Source organism: Corynebacterium mustelae (genome assembly GCF_001020985.1).
GTDB lineage: Bacteria > Actinomycetota > Actinomycetes > Mycobacteriales > Mycobacteriaceae > Corynebacterium > Corynebacterium mustelae.
Genome location: NZ_CP011542.1, coordinates 2,194,184 through 2,215,496, shown reverse-complemented (window position 1 = coordinate 2,215,496; position 21,313 = coordinate 2,194,184). Strand labels below are relative to the sequence as shown.

Genomic DNA, 21,313 nt, shown 5'->3' with positions numbered 1-21,313 from the left:
ATGCGGTCATGATTCAACGGGCAGGATTGATAATAGACGTTGCGACTTGGTTCGGGTAGCAGTTTTCCGAGGGGCGGCAGCCAATTTTGCCACAGCGTCCCATTCAATGGTTGGAATGATCGACTGGATGGTCGCGGTGGCAAGAAGCGGAGCATTGTCGATGGCACAATCTAAAATTCGGGAGATCCAGCGGGGCGGGGTTGATTCGCTGGCAGCAAATTTTAGCGATTCGGTAATCATCGGCCACAACGTGGGCATCAAACTGGGGTCGTGCTCAAGCACATATAATGCCCGGCCGGGTGAAAAATCGGGGCATGGTAATAACCCCCGCATGGCATTAGCTATGGCAGCAGCACCAAACCGCCCAGCTTTGATTGCGCTTTCAATAGCATGTCGGGCAAGCCACACATCATGATCGCCGGAAAGTGATGCGACCAAAACCGTCGTAAAGCTATCCGGTATCGGTGAGGATTCCTCAGTCGTTATCCCGCGCACCGCGGCAGCGTCGATCACCGCCATCACGCCATCTTTCCACCATAGCCAGGCGTATTCTGGTTCGCCCTCTTCACGTGTGGATAAAACCAGCGGGTTGGAAAGCTCAGGTTTAAACAGTGCAATGCTAGGTAAGAAGAATAATGGCGATTCGTAACCCGGCACGTCCAATGTGCAGGTAATGGTGTTTGCCGTGGTTGTTGTTGGCGCAAGTGACATGCTCACACAAACCCCATCCGGTAACGCAGGTTGCTCCCCGGCGCCTCGGGGCCACAGAACCGAAAACTCCGATTTGGGCATAAGCGGATCAGCTGGTGGCGATGAATCATCACAGGCGGGTGCTGGAAGCGCTGCTAGGATTTTCTGGGCTGCAACGACAGCTTGCGACTTACCTTGCCTCCGGGCGATAGCGGTAACGCCCGGCAGCTGAATCACTGCAGGTGAAGCCGTGCCCGCCTGGACTGCGTCGATAACGTGCGGCAAGAACTGGGCAACGGCTCTGACCACATCGGTAGTGCCAGCGGGCAGGCGGGGTGAGGTGGCTGCGGCAGCAAGCATGGCGTCGAAAAGTGGCCACACGATGGACAACATGCCAGCAGTTTCCGCTAGCTGCGTCAGCACAGTAACAAGGGAGCCAATATGGTGAAAGCCGACGTGAGAACCCGCGAAATCGGCGGCCCCCGGCAGCAAAAGGCCACGTTGCCAAGCCAATTCCAGTGCGGTGGCGCAATCTGCGGTAACCTTCGGCTTACCGCTTCGTTGACTATCGATCAGCGCCATCGCTGTGTGCGGGCCGATAGTGGGAACGGAAACTACCACACCAAGCGCCTTAAGGCCCAGGTCAGGAGGTCCGTCATCTACCCACTGCAATCTTCTGGCTATCTGTTGGTCTGATAGTTGCGGAAGGATACGTAAAAACTCGATTATGGCAGAATCAACACTGATTACCGGCTGGCAAGTCAATGACAAAATTGCTGATTCTAGCTTTTTAACGTCGTCAGGTTCGACGGAAATCCCGGAATACTGCGACGAATCCGGGGTGGGCTGCCACAGACAGTCAGGTGGCGAATCCAGGGCAGGGGAGATATTCCACCGGGAAAGAAGCTCAGCAGCAAGCGTTGCCTCGGTAGTGTGCGTTTGGGTCGCGAGCTCACCAAGCCGGGCGGATAAAGCGTCGATAAACTGCGGCGATGGAGAGATATCGCGTAGTGCTTGTAAAACGAGCGTCCGGGATTTCTTCGTCTTCGCATATAGCCCCACAAGCGCCAGCTCTGGTAACACCGTGGCGGCATGGGCAACCGGAAACAGCGGCACTACCAGCTTTTCGATAACAGGTGCCTCACCAGTCTGAGCGCAGGCGATAATTTGCTGGACATATGCACCAAGCTCGGAAGGGCTAACACGTAGCTGCACGATGAGAACATCGACCCACACTTTGCGGTCAGCGGGACGGTTCGCGCAGTCGAGCGCTAAGAAAACATAATCAATAGCTTTCTCGCGGGTAATGGCACCAAGCTGAACTGCCGCCGGGATCACCGCCGCCAACGGGCCGGTTGCCGGAACCCCAACCTCAAGGCAAGCGGCAATATGCTCAGCTAGCCGAGTGGTCACGATGTCACGGCTTGGATATACATGATGGGGGAAGAACTCCGCACCGGGAACTTTAATCCCCGCCAAGCGAAACGCCGCAATAGCCGCCCAGTCTTTGCAATATTCCAGCGAGTGCGGAACCGGTAGTCCCAACTGAGCAACCAGCGCGACCGTAGCTGAGCCAAAAGTGGAAATCGCGTGTTCCCACCGGCGAAAATCCTTTAGCGAAACCTCGGAAATAAAAACAGCGGCATACTTCTTCCCCTGCTGGGAGACCACTACGGACAGGATTTCCGTGTCGCATGGCACGAGGATCTGTGCAGCGCGCCGGGCGGAAACCCCGCACCGAATGGCAAAAAGCGCCAGCATCGCTTCATCAACGTCGGCAATAAATTCCGAGAACACTGCCCCGGACGGTTTTTCTACGAGCTGATGCCAATCCCCAGACTCCAAGCCGAAAACCACCGCTTTTTGTTGCTCGGGACTGCCGATCGGCAAAACAGGCGCTTGGGATATTTCCGCTTCTCCCCAGCCAAGTTCGGTGAAAATAGCCACTGCATCATAGAATTTCGGATTGATGTTCATCTGGTTCATCCCTCCACCTTGCGGAGAATCCGTCGTGCTGCCACGGTTGATTTCGTTGTACCACGCCGGTTCGCAACTGCCCGAAGCCCCGGCAATGTCAGTACCTCCCGTGGTGCGTGTCCTGTTGAGACTGCCGCGATTACGCTGGGCAAAAATTTCTCCAGCGCCGCAAGGGCCTGCTCAGTTCCTGGGATCAATCGTGGTTGCCTAGCGGAATAGGCAAGGATCTGATCAAAGACTAGCCACGTCACTGGAAGCAGGCCGTGTGGTGAAAGCTCCACCAGTGCCGCCACGAAACTTGGCACATTGCTGGGCTTTTCCGCCCAATCCAGGCAACTGAAATCCGTGGCGCCAGGGCGAATCAAACCGCGTTGCCATGCGTGAAGTGCTGCGGTGACGCACTGTTCGGTGATTTCTGGTGTGGTTGCGCGGCACACCGCCAGCAGATTGATCGCCACGTGTGGGGCAAACGGCTTTTCTGACCGCGCCACTTGCAGCGCGTGGTGGGCCAGACTCCGATTAGTGGTTTTCTCCCACAGCAATTGATACCCGCTCACGGTCTGGTTGGTTGGAAACGTAGTGTGGTCTGCATCAACGCACCAGCTAAAGGACTCAAGTTCCAATAACTCACTCACCGATGCCATGAATGATTGATCGTCGTCGTGGAAAAATCTTTCACATCGGGGGTTGCGTTTCGGTAATGATTCCACCGGTTTCGCGGTAAAGGATGTGAAAACCTCTGCCACGGTCGCCCGAAACGGCATTCCATGTTTTGGTTTAATCCGTACCGTGGGGTCGATGGTTACTAACGAGGCGTTTTCGGCGTCGCGCAACCGGCACAACGCCAGCACGAGATCAGGAAGCAAGACCGGCACCTGTGCCTTAGCGTATTCGCGGACGCGTTGTGCGAAATCGGCGACGGTGATCGAAAGGTCCACGAAGCTGGGGGTGCTCAAACTACACGGTATCTGGTGGTAGCAGGCCAGCAAGGCGTTAGTGCGGGCGTCATGCAACGAGAATTCCTCATCGAAATCTTTCCACTGTGCTCGATGTATGTCACACCGTCGTAACGCCGCGCGGGTTGCTGCAAGATCGGTATGGGCAAGCCGGATGAGTGCGGCAAAGAACCGTTCGGTTTCTACGTCGGCGGGCCAGAAATCCCTGCTGGCAAGCACCACGAGCTTATCGACGTCCACATCGTCGCAGTGAAATGCTGGAAGCTGCCACACGGGCGGGGTTTCCGGCCACTCCACGATCGCAGGTTCCACCTTAGGCTCAGGTTCTACCTGGTTGCCCCACGAAGCAAGGAGATCGGCGGCCACTTTATGTGATGCGTCCTGAGCAAGCTCCGACAGCCGTGGCTGGAGGGCATCGATCACAGCGGCGCTAGGAACCGGTCGATCGGCAAGCGCACGAATGACACGGTGCAGCGTCTTTTTCGCAGTGGCATACAGGGCGGCGAGAGCAAGGTCCGGCAGCACCATGTCGTCGACAAGCGAGAGCAGCGGTATACCGAAAGACTCCACCGAGGTAGTTTCGCCGGTTGCAACCAGTGGCACGATTTCGTCCACCCGTCCAAGCATCTCTGTGGGGTCACAACGAAGTTCCGACACAATAATCTTTGCCCACTCTTTGCGTTCGCTGGGTCGGATCGCGGTACTTAGGCCAGAAAACGCCAAGTCCACAGCAGTTTCCCGTTCAAGCCTGCCCACCCGTGTAGCAGATGTGAAAACCATGCCGAATGGCCCGGTGATCGCCACACCAGCGGTTATGGCCTGGCGGACGTGCTCTAAAAACCGGGGAAGAAGTGTGCTTTTCGGCGGAAAAACATGATGGGAGGCGGCTTCCTCGAAATTCACCCGAAACATTTGCCGCGCAGCAACAATCGACCAATCGGTCAGATATTCCACGTCCTGAGGCACCGGTAAGTGAGCATCGTGAACGAGGAAAACCAATGCCGTGCCAAATGTACTTAAGCCCTTCGTCCACAGCCGGCGGCGCGTTCTACCGCAGCACGCAATGAAATCCTGAGCAAAATCGGCGCCGCGTTCGGCAACCACAGCCGCGATAACGGCGGTATCAACACTTTCTAAAACCTCCGCAGCACGCGACGGGGTCACCCCGCAGCGAACCGCAAATAATGCCAGGAGCTTTTCTCTGACACCGGTACATCCCTCATACCAGTACGCATGCCCGTCGGTTTTCGGCTGATACCACTGCCCTGATTGCAACCCAGCTACAGCACGTGCGCGTTGCGCACTGGTACCTAGCGGAAGGGAAAGAACATCGCTAACCTCGGCGCCGTCCCAACCAAGCTCACGAAAGACCGCAACTGCGTCGAATAACTGTGGATTAAGCTTCACCATATCGTCCTAATGAGGATCGTGTTGTACGTGAATTAACCTAGCTGGGCACCCTGACATGACCTTGCACCGATCCACTCATATGGGGGTAGGAGTGTCCCCATTCAGTACCGTTGAATAACGGAACTGAAACCGTAACGGTGTAATCGGAAAGCATAAGGAGAGCTTAACGTGGGATACTTTGCTGGTTGGGAACTTATCGACGGCGAGTGGAACCTGTCCGACCCTGGCATTGGGCCAGAAGAGGATTGGATGTTTAGCATCGCCGATACATTCTTATTCTCAATTGATATAGCGCCCGAAGACGGAGAAGCTGTCACATATTTCTTCGGCACTAACCCCGCCCTGGTCTATGATCTTGACCCGGCGGAAGTCCCGGCAAACAACCTGGAAGAGTTCGTCAGTTTCTTTAGCGCTAGGTATCCGGGGCGGGAGGAAGCAATCAAAGAATTCGTCGAAACCTACGCCAGCCTGCCTACTGACACCGAAGACAAGTATCAATCACCACAAGAAGCTGGCCCCGAGTTGGGCGTTGCTTGGTGTACTGCACTTGGAATCACTCCGCCAGAAGAGTTGGGCTAAGGTAGCTTGCCATTTCGGTTGTAGCTGGTGGGATTAAGTATTAGCTAATCGACCTTGAATCGAAGCAGTTTCGAAGATGAGTTTTATCATCACCCCTTGCTGGAATCGTACAAATCGCACAGGCATAGGTTTTGACGTGGGGTGATAGTATCGTTGATATGGTTTCCAATCCGTTTCGACCCACTTTTGGTATCAGCCCATCCATTGTTGCAGGGCGCAAAGGCATCCTGCTCCAAGTCGAGTATGCGCTGCGGGAGGGTGTGGGTGCCGCTTAACGGTTTAGTCTTGTAAGTGGTTTGCGGGGATCGGGGAAGACCGTTTTCTTGAATGAAGCTGAAGCTGAAGCCGAGCGTTTGGGTTGGGAAGTTGTGCAGGCGAGTGCGTCGAAAAGCATGATCGACAAGCTGGAGCAGACCGTTTTGCCGGAACTTTTGCTTCGCATAAACCCTGGCGGTCACGCCATCAACATCAACCAAATAAACATTGGTAAGTTTGGTTCGGTGGGGGTTGAAAAATCAGAGAAATACCAGGTAAAACACGACCTTCAGTCGATGTTGCGAGATACTTACGGCGAAAAACAGCGGTGTGTTTATCACGATGGATGAGGTGCAGTCCGCATCCCCTGAACAGTTGCGGCAGCTGAGTGAGGTTATTCAGCACGTGGCTCGTAAGAATCTCAATATTGCATTTTGTTTCGCGGGTCTGCCCCACGAAATCAACGCGCTTTTAGAACATCCTGGGACAACTTTTCTACGCCGCGCCGTGCCCTTTAGTTGCGAAGACTTATCCGATGATGAGGTTGCCACGATACTTCAGGCAACCGCGAAGTTGGGGGATAAAGCGTTTACTCCGGATGCATTAGCTCGTGCTACACAGTTGTGCCACGGTTACGCCTATCTTATTCAGCTCATCGGGTCCGTGGCGTGGCTGTTTTCTGAAACAAGCACAATCGCGATAGAGTCGGTTGACGCGAGCGTGCCGCTGGTGATTGAACGGATGGGCACCCAAGTGCACATGCCTGCCGTCCGCAGCCTTCCTGAGCGTGAGCTGGAATTTCTGGTTGCAAGGGCGCAGCAGGAAGAGGCAATCACTTTCGGTGCGATAGCTGAGCATATGGGGAAACCGGTGAACCCAGCTTTCGACACGTCGGCGCAGGCTTATCAACCGGGGGTTGATTAAGCCTGTGCGTCACGGGGTGCTTGATTTCACGATCCCATTTATGCGAGAGCATATCCGAGCTCACCTGCACCGCTATCAATCATGAAGAAAATTCTGTGAGATAAAAACGTCTGTGGACATGTACTGGTGGGTTTTATAATTTCCGGTATGGAAGCGCAAGATTTTTATCCGCTTTGCAGCGTGGGGTCGGATTACGACCAAGATTCTGATAGTCCGTGGCAATTGCGTGTGGCTGATGTGGGCACGATTACGATTAGTTCAGGAAAAATCGAAGCGTGCGATCCGTTTTTCACCCTCTCCGAAGATTACGTATTTCCGTTTCTAAGCGGCACCTTTCCGGTGAAGGTCACGGTGGCTGATGTGTCTGAAGAACAAGATTGGTCGCATGAACGGGAAGCATATTTAAGCATCATTGTGCGTGACGAGCCTGCTGTGACCTATCGGCTCGCCCGGCCGGTCGGTGTTGGTGAGGCTGATCCTACGCCCATCGAGGGGTTTTGGGGAGTGGGGGTTGATTCCGCCACGGTCGGTCTTGTGGATGCTGATGCCGCCAAGATATGTGTAGAGCAGGACAAAGCGCAGGATTTTATCTGGCCGAAAGATGACAACGCTGTGGGGTGGTGGGATTTCATCGACGATTCTGATCACTATGAAGTAGCAATGGCGAACATTCCCATCCCGGGGTGTGCTGATGGTGCGAGCATTGTTATCAGCCACTCTGGTTGGGGTGATGGGCACTACCCAGTTGTTTATTCCTATAACGCCGCTGATGAGCTGGTTGCCTGCCATGTTGATTTCAAGGTTGTTGGAAACAACCAGTACGACGAGGACGACCAGGACGACGAAGACTAGGGGGCGTGTCTGCCCCCTTGGGTGAAAAGCAATCCGTGCGTGAGCGAACGCTTGTGTGAACTGCGGTGATGCGTTATTTTCGTGAGCGCTCCCAGGCGTCGAAAAGCTGTTGAGCGCTAGGGATGTCTGCGATCACTGGTGCCAGTGATTCTTTCAGCTCCGGCCGTGACGCTAAGCACGCGACCACAGCTTTCCTTGTTTTCGCGGCTTTTGCCTGCAACGCGTGTGGAACAAGTGCGGACAATTCTTCAGCGCTGAGAATCGGCAGCAAGTCAAGCACAAGCTTATCTATGACCACAGTTTCGTGGGTTGCTGCGACTTTCGTGATGGTGTCCAGATACTTGTGTAGCTCAGGTGCGCTGAGCTTTAGATCGTCGGCGATCACGATAACCCATTTTTTCCGATCTGATGGGCGGGTGCTTTCAGCAAGGCTGCGGAATGCACAATCAATAGCCTCATCCCGATCCAGCAGCCCACCGGCAACGGCGTTTGGAATGACCAAGGACGCCGCGGGAGTGTTTTTCGCTATGTTCCAGTGTTGTTCGAAGCTTGGTTGGAATTTTGTAACGAGAATCCTCAGGAAATCTGGATGCAGAGATGTGTTCTTGAGCATACTGGCCCATGTCTCGATGTAGGTTTCGGAGGTTGGTGGTGTGAGCCCCATCGTGAGGACGAGGCGGACGGCAATGTACGGAAACCTTGTGCTGCTGTGGTTGATAAATTCGGTGGCGAAGTCAGCGCCTCGTTTTTCCACGATTGCTGCCACCTGTTCGCCGTATCTATCAGAGATCACTTCGGCTGCGCGTTTCGGGGTGACTCCTAATCGGATTGCGAAGAGTCCGAGCATTTCTTCGTCTACGTCGGTGGCGGGAATTCGGGTGTGGCCGAATCCTGGGATGTCGGCGTAGGCTTCCCAGTCGCCTGTTTCGAGCCCACGTAATGCTCGTTCCTGTTGTTCAGTGGTGCCGAGTGGGAGGGTGGGTGCGTCTTCAATTTTGGCGGTATGCCAGTTGAGTTCTTTGAACACCGCTACGGCGTCGTGGAGGTGTGGGTTGGTTTTCACATATTCCTGGATGTAGGTTTCTAAGGGTGGTTCGTCTTTGATGGTGCGGAAGTAGTCGGCGACCTCGTCTTGGAATTCTTCTTCTGTGGCGAAGCGGTCAAGGAACTCGGAGAACTTCATGTCATAGTCAATCTCGCCAAGCCAAAGATCGTGGTCAATAACGTATACGTCGGGATCTTCTGGGTTGGGGTCTTCGGCCACAACGACGTAGCCGGTTCCAAGGTGGTTTGCGATAGCAATCAGGGTTGGGGTTTCGTGATCGACTTTGAGTTGTGGTTTGAGACCATCTGCGATCCCGTCCCATTCTTCGAAGTCGGCGGTGCCTGGTGTAAACGGGGTGATTGTGTAGGGGTTCCACTCGATGTCGTACCAGGTGATGGCGTCGCGGGGGTTTTCGCGATTGGTTTGCAGGATCAAAGCGGCTTCGAATTCACTGAAACACGGGTCGGTAAAATATTTCGCTTTGGGGGGTTTGGGGAACGAAATCGCTGATAAAGCACTCAAAAGTGTGCCATCATGCTCGGCAATGGTGGCTGATAGGGCGTGGAGGCGGTTGAGAACCTCTTGCGAAAACGTCATGCTAGGAAACCTTCTCGTACAGTGGATTACGGCAAGAAGCATTGTATCGATTTGGACAGAGTATGTAGCGTCTTGTGATGATCAATACAACCGCTCCAAAATTAAATTGTGGTCAATTTAAAAATTGATGTGGTGAGGATGTTGCTTTTCGACGCCGCATCAGTCGTCGTCAAGCATTCTCTGCCAGGATTTTTCGGGCTAGTTTTTTCGCCTGCGACTGGTTTGGGCGCTTCGCCAACGCTTCAATCCCATGCGACGGCGCAACACCCCAAAACGCTGCCATATTTTTGACAACATTGATCGTTCCCATCGGCATTTTGCGGTTGGCGGTCGCAGCTGTCGCAACGATCTGATCCCACACTGGCCACACCACGGACAACAACCCTTCCTCCGCAAGCATAAACAACCGCTGATCCCACCAGGTTAAGGAATCGAGATTGCTGGTCCAATGAATCATCGCCCAATCAAGCTCGCCGGGAATAAGAAGCCCACGCTCCCAAGCGTCGTGCACGGCCTTATCCACCGGCCCCGGCACATTATCGAAACACAATTCCGCCAGTAGATTTATCGCCATCGCCGCCGACAACGGTGCTTTTCGACGCGCCACCTGGGCGAAATACAACCCCTTCTCGTGTTCGTTGAAGTCTCGAAAATGATCGTGATTCATCGCGGCTGCACCAAAATGCGGAAACGATCCGATACTTAGCAAACCTTCCGGTCCTGGAGGGGAAGCTACCCGCCACGCTTCATGAGGGATGGACGTCCACTCCAACTCCGGCTCAATAATTGGATCATTAATGTACTCGATTGCCCGGATAGCCGCCTCAGAATCAATGCCAGCCAACTCATCGGTTACCGCAGCGACATCAATGCCCGCGACATCAATCCGGCACAGAGCAAGCACTAAATCCGTTTCCAGTGCGTCTAGTCCCAATTGACTGTAGCGGCGCAATCTGGAAACAAGATCTGAGGCGGAAATACTTAAATCAACAAACGACGGTTCCGATAGCAGAAACGGCACTTCACCTAGGTGATCGAGCACCCCGCGAACGTGGGTGAAGAAGAAATCTTCCGTTTGAGCACTCCACATGGTTTCCGGCAGGAAAATCCGGTCCAGCGAACCCCGCTCAACCAACCTTGCTAAAAGCTGGTCGGTTTCCACACAAGGCACTACCTTCTCACACGGTCCGAGTACCTCCAGCAACGCGAAGATTTCCGCTTCGGTTGCCTTGCCACGCTGAAACTGCGGCAGCTCCCACAGCGGCGGGGTGGGTAACCAATAGTCGTGCGGGTTGTGAATGTATCCAGGGGTTCTAATGTTCGTCATACGAGGTTATTCATAAATTCGGGTGGCCGATAGAATATCTGCCAATTAGCGGTGTCCTCATTACAGTATTCGCCTGTGCCCACGTTGTGGTAATGGACATCGCGGCTGACGCTTAATTTCTGCCATCGGCGTAAAACTCACCCAGTCGCCTCGCTTTGGTCCGAGCGGTGGTGGATTTTGTCGTGGCCGCCAACTGAGCCAGTCCACCCCATTCGGTTGGGTTAATGTGGCCGCGACGGGTGGCGGCCAGGAGGACGTCGGCGTGATGGATCAGCACGTCAAGGAGTTTATTGACCCACGGTTGGATGTTGTGGTTGAGGGGCTCGGTAATCAAAGGGTAGAGGACGGGAAGAAGCGGGGAGTGTTCTTTGACAATGGGGGCGAACGCACTGGGGTTAAACTGTGGGCTGGTCATCAGCCCACGGATTGCAATCCGGGTGTCGGCGGCGGTGGCGCCACTGGTTGTGATGAGATTGCGGAATTCCCATCGGGCGTCTTTGGCGGTGCGGGGATTTATGCACCAGCCCAGCATCACCGCGATCAGGATTGGGGTGGGGTAGGAGATCCCACCGAGTTCATGGTTGTGTGCAACATGTTTGGCCCAGTACGGGGCGGGGGTGTGGGTTTTCTCCTCATGGTGGGGGTTGATCACTGTGAAGCTGAAGTCTTGTTCAAGGCGGAAAGTATAACCGGAGCTAGCGGGAATATCATTTGCCGGCTTCGCGGGGGTTGGCCATTTGAGGGCGAAAAGCTCATCGTCAAGAACGGGAATGTCCAGCACAGGCACAGGTTTTTTCGGTGCGGTGTGTTTCTTAGTGGAGTGTAGTTCTGCTTCCAATTCGGCTACGCGCTTGGCGAGTTCGGCAGGGAGGACACGGTGCTTGAGCTTTGCTAACACTTTTCGCCTGGCCTTCGCGGTTTTCGCGTAGAGTGCGGCAACTGCGAGGGGAATAAGCTCCTCATCTGACACAATCGGGATCAGCGGCAAAGCGAAGGCTTCGATGAGTACACCGTCACCGGTGGACAAAACCTGCTCAAGCTGCGGCAGGTAGGCTCGCATTTCTTCTCCTGTGACCGCAAGTTCCTCAACAAGAATTTTCGTCCACGCCCGCCTTTCCGTGGCTTTCCTCGTGGTGCTCAACCCACCAAAAACGCACCGGTGACCGCCTCATCGCGGGTGAGAAAACCCTCCCGAACTCCGAATGTGAGAACCTGACCAGAAAACTGTGTGCTGTGGGCAAGGGACACACCCAGGTGAGTTAAAAACCGGTCGGTTGCTTTTTCATAGTTGTTCACCCACGCTTCCACATACCAGCGGTTTTCCGGCACCGGCAGCTGGAACCGCTCCACCAACCCCAACACCACGAGGGGATTTTTTACACGGCGCTTCGTTGCCGCAGTGACAAACTGAAAGGCAAAATCCTCACCCCTATCAGCAAGAACATCCACCGCCACCCCAAGCTCCCCAGAGGAGAGAACCTCACAGGCACGACGTGGCGAAACTCCCAACCGGATAGCGAACAGCCCCAACATGAACTCATGGCCATCCACGTACGAAAGCCACCCGAAGGAACCATCCGGGTACGAGCCAAATTCTCCAAAATCACCCGTGCGCAATCCAGCAACGGCACGCCGCTGCTGCTCTGCTGAACCCAGCGGCAAATCCAAGGCGTGTTCTTGGGAGGCATCAGCCCAGCCCAGCTCGCGGAAAATTTTAAGGGCGTCGTGGAGGTGGGGGTTAGCGGTCACATCTCTAGATATTAATAAACAGGTCCAACATGGCCCCCAATCGTGTCCATGCTCACCAGCGGATTCATCATCCCCGACAGAACCAGGCAGAGGTGCGGGAATAGACCATCACTCGTAGATGCGGGCCGCCTCCAAAATATCAACCAACATTTGCCATGTCAGGGTTTCTTCCCCTAAGCATTCTGGTTTGCCCATGTTCTGGTAGTAACCATCCATATCTTCAATCCAGAATTGCATGGCCTCAAGAAAATTTTCCAACGTAGTGTTCTCAAAATCAGAACTCTGAAATTCCGCGCGGAAATTTTCGAGGAAGCGCACAAACTCGCTGCGGGAGTGAATATCTTCCACGAAACGTCCTCTCAATAAGGAAACTGGTGGTTATTTATCGTTCCAGCTTTCCACAATCAGTAACCACATTGCAGCATTTTCACGGATCCACTTCTGTGTGACTTTTCTCTGGACCCCTAGTTGAGGATTTGAGGTGAAGAAACAGAGGGATAAATTTTTGAATTTGTGCAGCTTAAAACCCCACGTGCCTGCTATGTAGATGGGAAAAGCAGCTTTTTTCTTGAAGTCAACGTGAGCAGTGGCGGGAACAACCAGAAGCCTGAAAGGCTCCTCATCACGAAACGCGCCGTTACTTTCGGCCTTGTTCTACACACCTGCGCACATTCACCAAGGCGTCCGCCACTTCCTGCACCGGAAAGCACTGGGAAAGTTCAGACAGGAGCTTGATCACAAACCCCGCCATTCCCTTTTGCGCCAACCGGTAGCACAGGGTAATTACGTGGGACAGGGTGGTGGCGTCGAAAAGCGCGGCGTCAATGTTGCCTTCCCACACGAGCCCCCGCCGCCACGCCGCTTCGATCGTTTCCTGGTTCGCACTCGACCGGAACAGGGCAGCAAGTGCCGGGGCTGGAAGCGGGCTACCAGCAAACGCCACGCCCTCCAATCCTTCCGGGTCGTGCAGGAAACGGCAAAACGCACTGTCGGCAAATCGGGGGAATGCGCGGTGATCGTAGCTGTTCCCCGCCCACCGGTTAGGCAGCACCGACAGCGAAGCGGGATACTCCACGTCCTTCCCGTAGCACCCGCGCATTCCAGGATCGCGAAACGGGTCGTGTGCGTAGGCGGCGGCGAGCTGGCCGGCATCCACACCCGGATCCGGGTAAAGCGGCACACGCACACCCACCACCTGACGTGCGACCTGGTCGGCGTCGTGGATGCGTAACCTGCCCAGTGCCAACACGAAATCCGGTTCCAGAATCGGCTGTCCAGCCCGCGCATACGCCCGAAGTCGATCAATGAAAACATCCGCAGCAATACTGAAATCCGCGTGGCTGGGCGTGGAGATTAAAAACTCCTGCCCTAAGTCCGCACAGGCCGTCAGCGGGTCGACCCACGTGTGTGCTTCCACACGGGTGACGAAAAAACGCGCCGGGATGTCATGTGTGAGCGCAGGTGGCTGCCACACGGGTGGCGATGGGTGAATTTCGCAAGTGGGTGTGGCGGCGGGGCGTCCCAGTAATACAGCGGCGAGCTGCGCAATCTGGCTATCCACGCTTGTGCACAACTCTTTCAGCTCAGTTTGAAGCTTGTCGACGCCGGTCGCAGCGTCTCCAAGCACTCGCAAGGTTTCCCGAACCGCGGTGTTCGTATCCGCGGCGAGGGCCGCGCGGGCAATATCGGGGGCGTCGATGAGCGTGAGAATGCGGTGCCCAAACGCGGTAACCACCGCGCTGTCGTGAGAGACGAACAGGTGCGCGTTGCGGATCAGCTCCTCATCGGTGAGGTGAAGTTCGCGCAGCATGGACCCTCCATGCCACGTGATTGCTGCCACCTTAATGGCCTGGTCGCGGGTTATATAACCGAGCTCAAGGCCTAAGGAAATCTCGTCACTCAGGTTGATTTTAAGATTCGTGCGGCGGCTACGAGGTGGTCGAAGAACCGCCAGGCCACCTCATCCGTGTGAGTGATCGCGCGGATAGTGTAGTACCATGCGCGCAGATACGTGGGGTTATCCAGGTAGTCCAGCTGGTGCTCGTGCACCAGCTCCACCACCTTCTGGTAGTTGGATTTGTTACGGGTGGTGAGTGTGGTGTCGATGAACTGGACTACGTGCATGAGGCAAACACCTCGCAGGCGCACTTGGGGGCGTCGAAAAGCACTACTGGAATTGGGTTCATCACAGCTTCTCCACTATTTCTCGAGCTTTGACCACGGATTCCGATTTCCCCGATTTTGCGGCGAGCGCACGTAAACCTGGGCAGTCCCGCTGTGACACGGGAACACACTGAAAATACTCACCCATGGCGCGGACCACGTCGACGATTCCGCTGGGGAGACGTTTCTGGGCCACCGCGTAAACCAACAGTGCGTCCCACAGTGGCCACACCACGCTCAGCAGCCCTTGTTCGGTTAACTCGCAGGTTGTGCCCACTAAATCCGCAATGTGGGTCACGCCTGGCTGCCAGTCGAGGTACTCAAGGTCGATGCGGCCTGGGATGAGTAGCCCGCGTTCCCACGCGAGAATAGCAGCGGTGGTGTCGGGGACGCTGAGCAGGTTGGTTGCCGCGGCCCGGCTTAGCGGCTCCGCACGATTGGTTGCGCGCACAGCACTCTGGGGTACAAGCCCCCGCCCCACATCGAGCAGTACGGAGTCGCCGAACGTGGGGAAACTGGCAGCATCAAGGGAAATGTTGTGGGTTGCGAAATCCTTAGGGTAAAGCCCTGGTACCGACGTGAGGGATTCCGGTAGCGCCACAATCTCATGGCGGTAGCGTGGGTGTACGCCGTTATGGAGGTAGATCCCACGATCGATCACGGGGTCATCGAGGTAGCTGCGTAGCACATCACCTGCGGCGGCGTCGATCCGCGTTCCGTCGACATGTATGAGTGGGATGGGAAACTCCGGCACGCTGGCGGAATCGTCGGTGAGGCGCAGCCGGTACAAGGCGAGCAGGAAATCCGCGATCAAGACCGCCGTCCCCGACTCCTGGTAGCGGGCGAGGCGGGCGCATAGATCCGGCAAGCTGATGCTGAGGTCGGCGAAACTGGGTTCGGAAAGCATGCACGGTATTTTTCCGAGCACCGCCATCACGCAGTGGATTCGGTCCAGTGTGTGGCGTTCGTCCAAGGTGATTTCCTGCCCGTGCGCCCACTTGTGCAGCAGCCCGTTGAAAATATGTTCGTCAGTCCCGCTTATTGCTTGCCGTGCGGCGGCGGGGTTGTTGGCGGCAAGTTCGACAAGCCCCGCGAGGAATCGTTCGGCGTGTTCATCGACGAATGTTTCCCAGCGGCTGCGGTCGATGCTGATGTGCGGCAGCTCAGCCACCAGCGCGTCCACGGCGGCGGGTGGGCGGTCGAAGCGGGGCATGTGCCACACCGGTGGGGTGTCGCGCCATAGGTCGGAGGGTGGTTTTTCTTTAACGAGCGGTGGGCGGAATGCTGAGGCTTTCTTCGCCACTTTCGAGTTTGTCGACGCCGCCAACTCCGCCACCCGTGTTTGCAGCGTGGTATCTAGCTCCCGTCCTTCGATAAGGCTCAAGGTTTTCAGTTGTGCTTGGGCTGTTTTGGCGTAGAGGCAGGCGAGGGCTGCTTCTATAAAATCTTGCCCCTTTAGGTGGGGGAGTAGCGGCAATCCAAGAAGTTCAATGGGGGTGGCATCCCCCGTGCTGAGGGCGCCAAGGATGGTTCCTTTGTGGTGGATAAGTTCGGCGTCGGTGATGGGTAGTTCTTTGGCTAGGAATGTGGCCCACTGGTTGCGGTCGCTGGGGCGTGCGGATAGTCGAAGCCCATAAAGTCCCAGTTCGAAGGCTTGGTCGCGGGTGATGATGTGTGTGCTGTAGGCGTGGGTGACGAGATCAGCGATCGCCCGGGTGGCGAGCCCCAGTGTGGCGTGCGCGTGTTCGAAGAATCTGGTGTGCGCCAGTTCGGGGTGTTCGCGGACTTGTGCGGCCCACAAGTGCAGGTAACGCAGATCATCGGTGCAGTCTACTTCGAGGCCGACTTTCACTATCGTGTGGGCGATGTTGAAGCGGTCGTCTTGTATCCGTGCGGCACGTTTGACCAGGGTGGTGGCGAATTCTTCGCCCCGCGAGAGGATGACGGCGACATTTGTGTCGGTGTGTTCACCGCGCAGGAGTTCGAGAGTGCGGGGGATGGACACTCCGAGTCGGATGGCGAAGTAGGTGAGCATTGTTTCATGCCCCTCCACATAACTAATCCAGTGGTAGCGGGGGTTTTCTTTGGTGCGCCCGCCGCGCCCCCATTCGCCGGAGCGCAACCCGGCAAGTGCCAGCTTTTGTTGCTCAGGGGTACCGAGCGGTAAGGTGGGGGCGTCAGTCACTGCTGCTTCGTGCCAGCCGAGACTTTTGAAAATAGTGAGTGATTCTGCAAGCTTCATGTTTTTCCTACCTATAGATGTAGAAGCTATCATCCCGACCTAACACGGCCTCTAGCTGCGGTTTCAGGGGTGAGGATTCGAATCGTTCTAAGAATTCCGACATGGTTTTTTCCTGCGGGGTCTCACCGCGGTGGCGAACCGTGAGCGTGAAGTCTTGGGGAAAATCGGTGCCGCTGAGAAGCCGGATAAGAAATGTGAGAATCTGATCGGTGGGTTCGCGCAAGTCGATGGTGATCCGGCCATTTTCCGCGTGCGCTGTCACGCTTTCGGTTTGAAGATGAGCGAGCTCCGTGGGGATGGGGATTCCGCTGTATCGTTTGATCGCGCCGGGATCGAGTTCATCGCACGCACAGACAAGGTCGAAGATGCGTTCCGAAAGTCGCGTGGCATCGGGGTGGTCGCTGTGTGCGACGGTGTGGGCGAAGTCGATGAGAAACCATAACTGTTCCTCATCAAGGTTCATGCCGCCGCGTTTTAGGTGATAAGTGGCCCCAGAGTCGGCGAGGTCGTAGTACGGGTAGAGAACGTTGTTTTCAATCCACGTTATGTTCTCGCTCATCTGCTTAGACCAGGTGACAAGCGGTGGATTGGCAACGCCTAGTTCTTTCGCAAGATAGCGAAATGCATGTGTGCGTGACACCACCGTGGCGCATTCCTGCGCGTATGCAGCACCACGGGAGTGTATGGCTGCGAGGGTGAGTGTGGTGTCGGGGGTGGTAAATCGAAAATCCCTCATACGCTCTGGGCTGATTCCTAGCCGGATCGCAAACGGTAGCAACCTGGGAAGAAAGCGCCAGCTGTCGAAGAAATCTGGCAGAATCCACCGATGAAAACCTGTTGCGTCGCGGTCGAAGTAGGCGATGTCGCCGGTGAGAAGGCCTTCGCGTGCCGCCGCGTTTTGAGCTGGTGAGCCTAGCTTTCCATTGAGTTTTCGGAATACTTTCAACGCTTTGGGTAGAGCTGGGTTAAGGCGTTGCATAGTGATTAGCCTAACGTTTTTCTGCAAACGCTGCATGTGGAATCTGGATGTAACTATGTTCGATTAGGATTGTTGGGGGTAAAACGCGGGTGGGATTGCCTTTTATGGGTATTGAATATAATCGAACATGTATTTTATAATGGTGGTATCGCATTCATGTTAGATAACCGTCGGAAGGAGAGGAGCAATGAATCTTCACCGTGGGTTTTATACCTGTTGCGACCCCGACGACATCGATGCGCAACTGACTATGCAGCTGCACGAACACGAATTTAGTATGTGGGCTCGGTATGTATCGGACGATGTGTGGGATGCGGACATGTTCCACTACCCAATTTTGGTGGCAACAAAAACCGGCACCAGCGCGTATATTGCAGGTAATAACATCCACACGTTGCTGTTTTTGGACAAACTGCCAGCGTTGAAAAACTGGCACACCACAACGTGGGCTTTCGATATGCAGCACCTACGGGCGCTACTTCAGCCACTGTTTTCACTTGCCGACGACACCCTCCCGGACGTCGACGCCGCTTTGGTTGCAAACCTAGCCCCCACACACTCCCATCAGCAATTACCCACAACTGCCGGGTTGAAGAAGCTAAGCCTAAGGATCATAGAAGATATCTACGGCGTCGATGAAGCACAAGATCACGTTGCTGAAAAAGAAATACGTTGCGTCGATATCGGAGCGGGATTAACAGAAATCACTGCTGTCACCGATCATGTCACCGCCGAGGTATTTACCACCGCGCTTGCAACAATCGCGGACCAACAGCACTGCTCGTTGGAGGAAGCATTCACACACTTTATCACCAGCACAACCTCGGTTAGCGTGCACATCAACCTATACACCACGAACAACACACACTTCTATATTCCCGGTAAAGGCGCAGTCGACACAGAAACCGCCGACTACTATAGGCAATTCGTCACCCACTACCGTGACCTTGATAGCGAAAAATCACGTACCAGCGAAAGCTACCAAACCCCTACCGGAATGAAACGCTACCTCGATCTACGAGACAACCAGTGCCGCGGCCCACTATGCAACCGCACCCTCACCCACATCGAACGCGACCACACCATCAACCACCGTGATGGCGGACCAACCACCGCACGTAACCTCCTCAGTCTCTGCCACCGATGCCACACTCTGAAAGGCGCAGGCACCTGGAGCTACACTCTCAACCCAGACAACAGCGTCACCTGGACCCTCGGCGGAAAAACCACACTCACAACAATCCCACTCCACCCCACCCACATGAAAGGACAAACCTACGCACAACACCGAAAAAACCACACAAAACCACCACCACTGGTAGTGAGTCAGCCGCGTGCGAGGATTTCGTCGTAAAGCGGGGCAAGATCTTTGGAAGAGGGCATCTTCATTCCCCGCAGCGCGTATCGTCAGGTAGCGTCAAAATGGTCTTGAGGATTTCGGCATGTGCTACTCGTTTCGCATACGCTGGCACATGTTCCGCCTCCGGGCAGGAAGCTAGGATGCGCAAGGCATCTGGTGTGAACCCATGCCGTTGGATATAAGCCTTAATGAATGCATGATGGTTATATTGATGCTCATAATCAACCAAATCACAAACCAAGGGAATATATGCGCTGTCGGAAAGGTTCAAATACCACTCGTCCAGCCGCATCGCGGATCGGGTGTAGTCTGCGATGAGCGGATGGAGTTGGGGATAGGCGGCCGCAGAAGTAAAGAATTGATTGATGCAGTTGCAGGCTAATCCTTTGAGGTATTCCTTCCGTGGGCCTCTAAATTTAAAGGAAAAGCTGCGCGGAAAATCAGCTATGTCGAGGATTTGGCAGAGGTATTCCAGGGCAATGCGATAGTTTTCCTCGGATTCTTCCTTGATCGTGATTGTGGCGAGGACATCGTTGGCCTGGGCGGTGTTGATCCTCGGCAGATCCATGCTTCCGGTTTTCTGCAATTGCTTGGCAAGTGGGGAACCCAGGACAGTGACCTGATCGAAGATCTCCCGCGCTACGGTGCAGGAAAAGTGGAAAAACGACTCGGGGATTGCGGTGGGGTTAGCATCAAAATCGGTGGCTGCAACCCGGAACAAGAACTTTACGGGTCACACCATCACCATGTGTGGCGCCAGAACGAATCTCCGACACGAAGGCATCTAAGAATCGTCTGGCTTCCTCATCGCGAAATGAGTCTTCGTATCTAAAGTGCACTAATGGCTTCTTCCGGCTTCATCGAGGAAACCATGCTTGCCGCGAGAACATGCTTGCATGGGCCTCGGTTACCGGCATGTTTTAGATACCACGAGCATGTGCAACGAGCGCCTTCTTCAGGTGCTTCGGGGTTTTCGCCCAGCGTGGTTTGGTACTCTGCATCCCTGGAACGCACGATCCATGTGCGGGGCGAGCCCTCCAACGGCCGTAGCGCATTGTCTGCCACGAGCTTACGGGCAGACACCAACCGGGGATTGGCCTTTTCAATTGCGTCTGGGTTGTCCGGCAACTCCCGGTGGAAGTATGCGTGGTCGTGAATATCCCACCCCACCCGGCCGGAAGCAGCCAAAACCGCCAACGCGGCTTCCACTCGCTTTGTGCTCAGAGCCGCTTCGCGGGCAAGGCGATCGACATCGATGATGGGTTCAAAAGATAATAAGGCACTCAGTAATGCTGCGTCCTCCCGAACTTCTGGTTTAGCGAGATCAACAAGCAAGGAGCCTTCACCGGAATGTCCACGCCATTCCTGGTCGGTGAGCCCTAACGTAAGGCGAGCACCAGGTAGCTCGAGAGTTACCATTGCTCCGGCAACGGAATCCGACTCGGTCGGGGCGTGGAAACTCATGCTTTGTACGTGGGTGAGCAGCCGCTTCAATGCGCTCAACCGGTGCAAGCCGTTTACCTGAACACCACCTGGCATTTTGCGGGCGGAAACACGTACCGTGCCGCGTTGATTGCTAAGCCAACCAGCCTTGCCAGTACCGGTGGCGGAAGGCAGGCTGGCCAAGAAAGCCCTGGCACCAGATTGTGGAACGCTGAAAACCTCTTCAAATTCCTTATGCATGCTGGAGGCATTTCCTAAAGCCCGAACCCAACGCTCCGGCATTTCAACCGGACGTTCTGTAAGCGATTCTGTAGGGGTGGAAGCGGTTAGACCCTCGGAACCAACATCGACATGCAGCAATGATTGTGCGGGTAAGGCGGACAAAACCGCGCGGGAGGCGGGGCTTAAGTCCACGTTGGTGGTGCCGCGGCCAATTTCGCCGCCGTCTAACCCCTGCTCATTGATTTCTAAACAGGCATAGACGCCGTTGCAAGCGGAAAAACACTCAGCACGAAGCCGGTCGCCGTGGGCGGAGAGGATCGGGTCGCGTTCGCTGGTGGGAACATAATTGAAATACCTGGTTGCGGTGATATCTGCCAGGGTAACTAGTCCACGAGCTAAAACCTGCGGATGGGTGGCGAAGCCGTGGAAGAAGCTAGGGGAGGCTTCCAGTCCTTCGATACCCAGGCCGGGGGCCAGTGCGAGGTCGAGTCCATCGTCGTCAAGCAAAGTAGTGCCGGTGAACAGCCGTGTCATGAAGAGTTC

The 21,313-nt window shown here is 55.2% G+C and carries 18 protein-coding genes; 5 read left to right on the top strand and 13 right to left on the bottom strand.

Features of this window, described 5'->3' with window-relative positions; genetic code table 11:
- Positions 1-6 precede the first annotated feature (6 nt).
- Together CMUST_RS09965 and CMUST_RS09960 are read right to left on the bottom strand one after the other, a co-directional pair.
- Positions 7-2,676 carry a hypothetical protein gene (locus CMUST_RS09965; RefSeq protein WP_047262393.1) on the bottom strand — a complete coding sequence of 890 codons (2,670 nt, stop codon included), beginning with the start codon at positions 2,674-2,676 and terminating at the stop codon, positions 7-9.
- A complete protein-coding gene (locus CMUST_RS09960; protein WP_047262392.1) occupies positions 2,673-5,033 on the bottom strand; it encodes a hypothetical protein in 2,361 nt (786 codons plus the stop codon). Before CMUST_RS09960 ends, CMUST_RS09965 begins: the two co-directional genes overlap by 4 nt.
- Before the next feature lie 168 nt (positions 5,034-5,201).
- On the opposite strand from CMUST_RS09960, the gene CMUST_RS09955 reads away from it, so the two are divergent.
- The 4 genes from CMUST_RS09955 (at position 5,202) to CMUST_RS09945 (ending at position 7,643) form a co-directional block, all read left to right on the top strand.
- The gene (locus CMUST_RS09955) at positions 5,202-5,612 is read left to right on the top strand and encodes a hypothetical protein (RefSeq protein WP_047262391.1); all 411 of its coding nucleotides are present in this window, start codon (positions 5,202-5,204) and stop codon (positions 5,610-5,612) included.
- Between the two features lie 323 nt (positions 5,613-5,935).
- Positions 5,936-6,217 carry a hypothetical protein gene (locus CMUST_RS16020; protein ID WP_052844647.1) on the top strand — a complete coding sequence of 94 codons (282 nt, stop codon included), beginning with the start codon at positions 5,936-5,938 and terminating at the stop codon, positions 6,215-6,217.
- Positions 6,198-6,791, top strand: a complete 594-nt coding sequence (locus CMUST_RS16015; RefSeq protein ID WP_144414180.1) for a hypothetical protein — start codon at positions 6,198-6,200, stop codon at positions 6,789-6,791. Before CMUST_RS16020 ends, CMUST_RS16015 begins: the two co-directional genes overlap by 20 nt.
- A gap of 147 nt (positions 6,792-6,938) precedes the next feature.
- Positions 6,939-7,643, top strand: coding sequence for a DUF4241 domain-containing protein (locus CMUST_RS09945; RefSeq protein WP_144414179.1), 705 nt, complete (start codon positions 6,939-6,941; stop codon positions 7,641-7,643).
- A gap of 73 nt (positions 7,644-7,716) precedes the next feature.
- On the opposite strand, the gene CMUST_RS09940 is transcribed toward CMUST_RS09945, so the two are convergent.
- The 9 genes from CMUST_RS09940 to CMUST_RS09900 form a co-directional block, all read right to left on the bottom strand.
- Positions 7,717-9,285: a hypothetical protein gene (locus CMUST_RS09940; protein ID WP_047262389.1), complete on the bottom strand. Its 1,569-nt coding sequence runs from the start codon at positions 9,283-9,285 to the stop codon at positions 7,717-7,719.
- Positions 9,286-9,454: 169 nt separating this feature from the next.
- On the bottom strand, positions 9,455-10,612 hold the full coding sequence (locus CMUST_RS09935; protein ID WP_047262388.1) for a hypothetical protein: 1,158 nt from the start codon (positions 10,610-10,612) through the stop codon (positions 9,455-9,457).
- 112 nt (positions 10,613-10,724) lie between these two features.
- Complete coding sequence (locus CMUST_RS09930; RefSeq protein ID WP_144414178.1) at positions 10,725-11,753, bottom strand: hypothetical protein; 1,029 nt, start codon at positions 11,751-11,753, stop codon at positions 10,725-10,727.
- Positions 11,750-12,361 carry a hypothetical protein gene (locus CMUST_RS09925; protein WP_047262386.1) on the bottom strand — a complete coding sequence of 204 codons (612 nt, stop codon included), beginning with the start codon at positions 12,359-12,361 and terminating at the stop codon, positions 11,750-11,752. Before CMUST_RS09925 ends, CMUST_RS09930 begins: the two co-directional genes overlap by 4 nt.
- A 108-nt stretch (positions 12,362-12,469) precedes the next feature.
- Positions 12,470-12,709, bottom strand: a complete 240-nt coding sequence (locus tag CMUST_RS09920) for a DUF7660 family protein (protein ID WP_047262385.1) — start codon at positions 12,707-12,709, stop codon at positions 12,470-12,472.
- Between the two features lie 289 nt (positions 12,710-12,998).
- Positions 12,999-14,171, bottom strand: a complete 1,173-nt coding sequence (locus CMUST_RS09915; RefSeq protein WP_047262384.1) for a DUF7824 domain-containing protein — start codon at positions 14,169-14,171, stop codon at positions 12,999-13,001.
- A gap of 89 nt (positions 14,172-14,260) precedes the next feature.
- Entirely contained in the window at positions 14,261-14,485 is a 225-nt protein-coding gene (locus tag CMUST_RS09910) for a hypothetical protein (protein WP_047262383.1), read from the bottom strand.
- Positions 14,486-14,546: 61 nt separating this feature from the next.
- Entirely contained in the window at positions 14,547-16,766 is a 2,220-nt protein-coding gene (locus CMUST_RS09905; protein WP_047262382.1) for a hypothetical protein, read from the bottom strand.
- 7 nt (positions 16,767-16,773) lie between these two features.
- Positions 16,774-17,745 (bottom strand): hypothetical protein, encoded by a 972-nt coding sequence (locus CMUST_RS09900; RefSeq protein WP_047262381.1) that lies wholly within the window; start codon positions 17,743-17,745, stop codon positions 16,774-16,776.
- Positions 17,746-17,932: 187 nt separating this feature from the next.
- Here CMUST_RS09900 and CMUST_RS09895 point away from each other — a divergent pair, with 187 nt between their 5' ends.
- The gene (locus CMUST_RS09895; protein ID WP_047262380.1) at positions 17,933-19,099 is read left to right on the top strand and encodes an HNH endonuclease; all 1,167 of its coding nucleotides are present in this window, start codon (positions 17,933-17,935) and stop codon (positions 19,097-19,099) included.
- A 31-nt stretch (positions 19,100-19,130) separates the two neighbouring features.
- Here CMUST_RS09895 and CMUST_RS09890 read toward each other — a convergent pair whose 3' ends face one another.
- Both CMUST_RS09890 and CMUST_RS09885 read right to left on the bottom strand, forming a co-directional pair.
- Complete coding sequence (locus CMUST_RS09890) at positions 19,131-19,826, bottom strand: DUF6138 family protein (RefSeq protein WP_052844643.1); 696 nt, start codon at positions 19,824-19,826, stop codon at positions 19,131-19,133.
- A gap of 107 nt (positions 19,827-19,933) precedes the next feature.
- Positions 19,934-21,304: an SWIM zinc finger family protein gene (locus CMUST_RS09885; RefSeq protein WP_047262379.1), complete on the bottom strand. Its 1,371-nt coding sequence runs from the start codon at positions 21,302-21,304 to the stop codon at positions 19,934-19,936.
- Between the last annotated feature and the right edge of the window lie 9 nt (positions 21,305-21,313).

Excerpts from the sequence above, each read along its gene's own strand:
- CMUST_RS09965 (WP_047262393.1), bottom strand. The coding sequence starts at position 2,676 with ATGAACCAGATGAACATCAATCCGAAATTCTATGATGCAGTGGCTATT.
- CMUST_RS09960 (WP_047262392.1), bottom strand. The coding sequence starts at position 5,033 with ATGGTGAAGCTTAATCCACAGTTATTCGACGCAGTTGCGGTCTTTCGT.
- CMUST_RS09945 (WP_144414179.1), top strand. The coding sequence starts at position 6,939 with ATGGAAGCGCAAGATTTTTATCCGCTTTGCAGCGTGGGGTCGGATTAC.
- CMUST_RS09940 (WP_047262389.1), bottom strand. The coding sequence starts at position 9,285 with ATGACGTTTTCGCAAGAGGTTCTCAACCGCCTCCACGCCCTATCAGCC.
- CMUST_RS09935 (WP_047262388.1), bottom strand. The coding sequence starts at position 10,612 with ATGACGAACATTAGAACCCCTGGATACATTCACAACCCGCACGACTAT.
- CMUST_RS09915 (WP_047262384.1), bottom strand. The coding sequence starts at position 14,171 with ATGCTGCGCGAACTTCACCTCACCGATGAGGAGCTGATCCGCAACGCG.
- CMUST_RS09910 (WP_047262383.1), bottom strand. The coding sequence starts at position 14,485 with ATGCACGTAGTCCAGTTCATCGACACCACACTCACCACCCGTAACAAA.
- CMUST_RS09905 (WP_047262382.1), bottom strand. The coding sequence starts at position 16,766 with ATGAAGCTTGCAGAATCACTCACTATTTTCAAAAGTCTCGGCTGGCAC.
- CMUST_RS09900 (WP_047262381.1), bottom strand. The coding sequence starts at position 17,745 with ATGCAACGCCTTAACCCAGCTCTACCCAAAGCGTTGAAAGTATTCCGA.
- CMUST_RS09895 (WP_047262380.1), top strand. The coding sequence starts at position 17,933 with ATGAATCTTCACCGTGGGTTTTATACCTGTTGCGACCCCGACGACATC.
- CMUST_RS09885 (WP_047262379.1), bottom strand. The coding sequence starts at position 21,304 with ATGACACGGCTGTTCACCGGCACTACTTTGCTTGACGACGATGGACTC.